This is a genomic window from Thiocapsa sp., assembly GCF_035467215.1.
In the GTDB taxonomy this organism is placed as follows: domain Bacteria; phylum Pseudomonadota; class Gammaproteobacteria; order Chromatiales; family Chromatiaceae; genus Thiocapsa.
Map to the genome: position 1 here is coordinate 1 of NZ_DATITZ010000286.1, position 4,519 is coordinate 4,519.

Annotated in this window: 6 protein-coding genes and 1 pseudogene; all 7 read left to right on the forward strand. The window is 63.4% G+C overall.

The features are described from left to right. A partial coding sequence (gene rsxC, locus VLR48_RS16115; RefSeq protein ID WP_325292769.1) for an electron transport complex subunit RsxC occupies nucleotides 1-1,004 on the forward strand: 1,004 nt, incomplete at its 5' end. After that, nucleotides 997-2,046, forward strand: a complete 1,050-nt coding sequence (locus VLR48_RS16120; RefSeq protein WP_325292770.1) for an RnfABCDGE type electron transport complex subunit D — start codon at nucleotides 997-999, stop codon at nucleotides 2,044-2,046. The genes rsxC and VLR48_RS16120, both read left to right, overlap by 8 nt. 3 nt (nucleotides 2,047-2,049) lie before the next feature. Continuing rightward, complete coding sequence (locus tag VLR48_RS16125; protein ID WP_325292771.1) at nucleotides 2,050-2,766, forward strand: FMN-binding protein; 717 nt, start codon at nucleotides 2,050-2,052, stop codon at nucleotides 2,764-2,766. Nucleotides 2,767-2,799: 33 nt separating this feature from the next. Then, nucleotides 2,800-3,462 (forward strand): electron transport complex subunit E, encoded by a 663-nt coding sequence (locus VLR48_RS16130; RefSeq protein ID WP_325292772.1) that lies wholly within the window; start codon nucleotides 2,800-2,802, stop codon nucleotides 3,460-3,462. After that, entirely contained in the window at nucleotides 3,452-4,042 is a 591-nt protein-coding gene (locus tag VLR48_RS16135) for an electron transport complex protein RnfA (RefSeq protein WP_325292773.1), read from the forward strand. Before VLR48_RS16130 ends, VLR48_RS16135 begins: the two co-directional genes overlap by 11 nt. Continuing rightward, complete coding sequence (locus VLR48_RS16140; RefSeq protein ID WP_325292774.1) at nucleotides 4,035-4,226, forward strand: hypothetical protein; 192 nt, start codon at nucleotides 4,035-4,037, stop codon at nucleotides 4,224-4,226. The genes VLR48_RS16135 and VLR48_RS16140 overlap by 8 nt, the downstream gene beginning before the upstream one ends. 109 nt (nucleotides 4,227-4,335) lie before the next feature. Then, nucleotides 4,336-4,519, forward strand: a pseudogene (locus tag VLR48_RS16145) (oxidoreductase); the annotation flags it as partial.

A 4,519-nucleotide genomic window follows, 5' to 3' on the forward strand; every position in this document is an offset into this window, starting at 1 on the left:
AGGTCCTGTACGACCTGGAGCGCGACCTCGACGCTATGAAGCCCGAAGAGATCGTCGCGGCCGTGCAGGATGCCGGGCTGGTCGGACTCGGGGGTGCGGCTTTTCCGAGCCACGTCAAATTGAAGCCCCCCGCAGGCAAGATCATCGAGACGGTCGTCGTCAACGGCTGCGAGTGCGAGCCCTATCTGACCTGCGATCATCGGATCATGCTCGAGCAGAGCGACGCCCTGATCCGCGGCATCAAGCTCGCGCTCAATGCGACCGGAGCCAGACGCGCCATTATCGGCGTCGAGGACAACAAGCTCGATGCGGTCGCCCATCTGCGGTCGGTGATCCCGCAGGATCTGCCCATCACCGCGGAGGCGGTGGAGACCAAGTATCCGCAGGGTGCGGAGAAGATGCTCATCAAGAGCCTCCTGCGCAAAGAGGTTCCGGTCGGCGGGCTGCCGGCGGATATCGGCGTGGCGGTCTACAACGTCGGCACACTCGCCCAGATGGGCGATCTTCTGCCCAAGGGCAGGGGCCTGATCGAGCGCGTCGTCACCGTGAGCGGTCCGGCGGTTGCCAACCCGGGCAACTTCATGGTTCCGATCGGCACGCCCTTGCGGTTTCTGCTCGGACAGGTCGGACTCGCGGCAGACCGGGTCGGCGAGGTCATCCTCGGCGGACCCATGATGGGCATGGCGGTAGCCTCGCTCGATGTGCCGGTCACCAAGGCCGTCTCGGGCGTCGTCGCCTTGGAGCGGGAAGACCCGGACCTGGACCGGCGCAAGGTCTACCCCTGCATCAAGTGCGCCGAATGTCTCAAGGCATGCCCGGTCTCGCTCAATCCCTCGATGCTCGGCGAGTTGGCACTCGCGCGCCAGTACGAGCGAATGGCCGAGGAATTCAATCTGAATCAATGCTTCGAATGCGGCTGTTGCGCCTATGTGTGCCCGTCGAATATCCCGCTGACGCAGTATTTCCGGATCGCCAAGTCAATCAATCGGGATCGCAATGCCTAAACCCATCGAGATCAGAACCTCCCCGCACCTGAAGCGGGCGATCAGCGTCGACCGCATCATGCGCAATGTGGTCTTTGCGCTCTTGCCGATCTGCGCCTTCGCGGTCTTTCAATTCGGGTTGAGCGCGCTGCTCCTGCTCCTCACCACAACGGGAGCGGCGATCGCGACCGAGTGGTTTTTCACGCGGACAAGCGGTCGGGGCAACACCGTGTCGGACTGGTCCGTCGTCATCACCGGCATCCTGCTCGGTCTGACCTTGCCGCCCGGCTTTCCGATCTGGATGGCTGCCGTGGCAGCCTTCGTCGGCGTGGCGCTGGGTAAGGCGCTCTTCGGCGGGCTGGGTTACAACGTCATGAATCCGGCCCTCGTAGGACGGGCCTTCGTGCAGGCCGCCTTCCCGGTCGCGATCACGACCTGGACGCCGCCGTTCGCGCCGGGTCGGTTCACCGAGGTCATCCCCTCGACCTTCACGCTGCCCTTCATGCAGCCGATCCCGGTCAAGGATTGGATCGCGGGTCTGCAGCTCGATGCCTGGACCGGTGCCACGCCGCTGGCGCTTCAGAAGTTCCAGCAGATCGAGCCGCCCGTCACCGAGGTCTTCACCGGCATGATCGCGGGGTCCGCCGGCGAGACCTCCGCACTCTTGATTCTGATCTGCGGACTCTGGCTCGCCTTCAAGCGCATGCTGGACTGGCGCATCCCGGCCGCGGTACTGGCCGGCGCGGCACTCACGGCGCTGCCCTTTTGGCTGATGGACAGCAGCCTCTATCCGAGCCCCTGGTTCGTGCTGTTCTCGGGCGGACTCATGCTCGGGGCCTGGTTCATGGCGAGCGATATGGTGGCCTCGCCGGTCACCACCAGCGGCGTCATCATGTATGGACTTTTCATCGGCGTGCTCACCGTCGTGATTCGCCTCTTCGGCGGTCTCGTGGAGGGCGTCATGTACGCGATCCTGCTCGCCAACGCAGCCGGACCCTTGATTTCGAGCTGGACACAGCCGCGCGTCTACGGCGCGGTCAAAAAGACGCGGGGGGCGGAGTAGGCCATGAGCATCAAGGTCGAGCTTCAACCCCAATCTCAGCCCCGGCATCAAGAGGACCCCGGCGCGCAGGTCGCACCGAGCTGGCCGATGCTGCGCACCCTGGCCGGCATCGCGACCCTGTCGGGTCTCATGGTGGTGCTGGTTTATCAGGCGACCAAGCCCATCATCGCCGAGAACGAGCGGGTCCTCACCGAGCAGGCGGTCTTCGAGGTGCTGCCGGGTGCGGTCTCCAAGGTCGATTTCGTGCTGACCGATCAGGGCCTGGCGGCGGCGGGCGCGGGCGCCGTCGGGGTTGCGGTCTTCGCCGGATTCGGGGCCGACGGTCACCTGCGTGGCCTGGCCTTCCCGGGCGCGGCGCGCGGCTATCAGGACGTGATCCAGTTCCTCTTCGGCTACGATCCGGCGTGTGAATGCATCATCGGCAGCAAGGTGTTGCGATCCACCGAGACACCGGGTCTGGGAGATAAGATCGACACCGATCCGGTCTTTCTCGACAACTTCGTCGCGCTCGACGCCAGCCTGAATCCCGAGGGCACCGGCCTGGCCAACGCGATTGTCCTGGTCGCGCACGGCACCAAGAGCGCACCCTGGCAGATCGACGGCATCTCGGGCGCGACCATCTCGGGCAAGGCGATGGCGCGGGCGCTCAACGATGCCGCACAGCGCGTCGTTCCGATCGTCCGGCGCGAGCTGGCCAAGTTGGAGGCAAGCGCACCATGACCAGCACCCTGCGCGTCAATCGAGGCACGCCCCATGGCTAAACTGCCAAACCCTCAAGAAGACCTCAGCCTGGATACCTTCCTGCGCGGACTCTGGGCCGAAAATCCGGTGTTCGCGATGCTGCTCGGCATGTGTCCGGTGCTGGCCGTGACCAACTCGACCATGAACGCCATTGCGATGGGACTGGCGACGACCTTCGTGCTGGTCTGCTCCAGCCTATTGATTTCACTGCTGCGTAACTGGATCCCCAAACAGGTCCGCATCGCCAGCTACATCATCATCATCGCGACCTTCGTCACCATCGTCGACTACGGCATCCAGGCGATCAGCCTGGAGCTGTATGCCGCGCTCGGCGCCTTTATTCAGCTGATCGTGGTGAACTGCGTCATCCTCGGGCGTGCCGAGGCCTATGCCTCGAAACAGCGCCTGCACACGACGTTCGTCAATAGTCTCGGGATGGGCGCGGGATTCACTATTGCACTGCTCGCGCTCGGCACGGTCCGCGAGATCCTCGGCAGCGGGAGCATTCTCGGCGTCGCGCTCTTCGGAGACGGCTTCCAACCCTGGGTCGTGATGATTCTTCCGCCGGGAGGCTTCTTCGTGCTCGGGGCTTGGCTGCTGCTCTTCAACTGGCTACGTCTGCGCAAGGCGCGCAAGGTGATGGAACAATCCGGGGTCGCCAGCAATGCAGGATGAATCGCTCTATTTCATCTTTCTGAATGCCGCCGTCGTCAATAATTTCGTCCTGGCGCTCTTTCTCGGCATTTGCCCCTTCCTCGGCGTCTCCGCGAAAAAAGACACCGCTTGGAACATGGGTCTGGCGGTCATCTTCGTGATGCTGGTCAGCTCCATGAGCGCCTACGGTATCAATTGGCTGCTGACCGAGCTGGACCTGCTCTTCCTGCGGCTCATCTGCTATATCGCGGTGATCGCCTCGGCGGTGCAATTGGTGGAGATGTTCGTCAAGCGTTACAGCCCCGCGCTCTTTCGCTCGCTCGGCATCTTTCTACCCTTAATCACGACCAACTGCGCCATCCTGGGTCTTGCACTCTTTCAAACCGCGAAGGAATACAACTTCGTACAGAGTCTGGTCTATGCACTCGGCGCGGGTGGCGGCTTCATGCTGGCCTTGATGTTGATGGCCGGGCTGCGCGAGAAGCTCGAGCTTGCCCGCGTGCCGAGCGTCAGCCAGGGCGCGGCCATGAGCCTGATGCTGGCGGGGCTTTTGTCGCTCGCCTTTATGGGCTTCGCGGGTCTGGGAGGCTCCCATGGTTAAGGTGCTTCTGGCCTCGCTGATCATCTTTGTGGTGCTCGCGGCCTGGATCATGGTCGAGCGCCTCTATGCCGCCTTCGCCGCCCGTCATCCTGAGCTAGGGCCCTTCCGCCGCAACGACGGCGGGTGCTCCTGCGGCAGCGGAAGCTGCAAGCGGCGCTCGGACGGAGCCTCTCGCGGAACCTGAGTGAGCGAGTTCTTTTCCAGCGTCGTCGTCGCTCGTCCGACGGCGAGTCATTACATCCATCTCGTCTCGGTTCCGAGGGAGCCGGCAAGATCAAAGGAGCACTTAAACCATGAGTGAAGCCCCGGCCGATTTGGGTCCGACGTCTCAGGCATTCATCAAGGATTCCAGGCGAATCACACCCGAGAGCTCGGAAGAGGTCCGCCATATCACCCTGCAGGTGGTCGACCCTGCTTTTCAATTCGTCGAAGGCCAAAGCATCGGCGTGGTGGTGCCGGGGCCGCATCCCTTCGGCA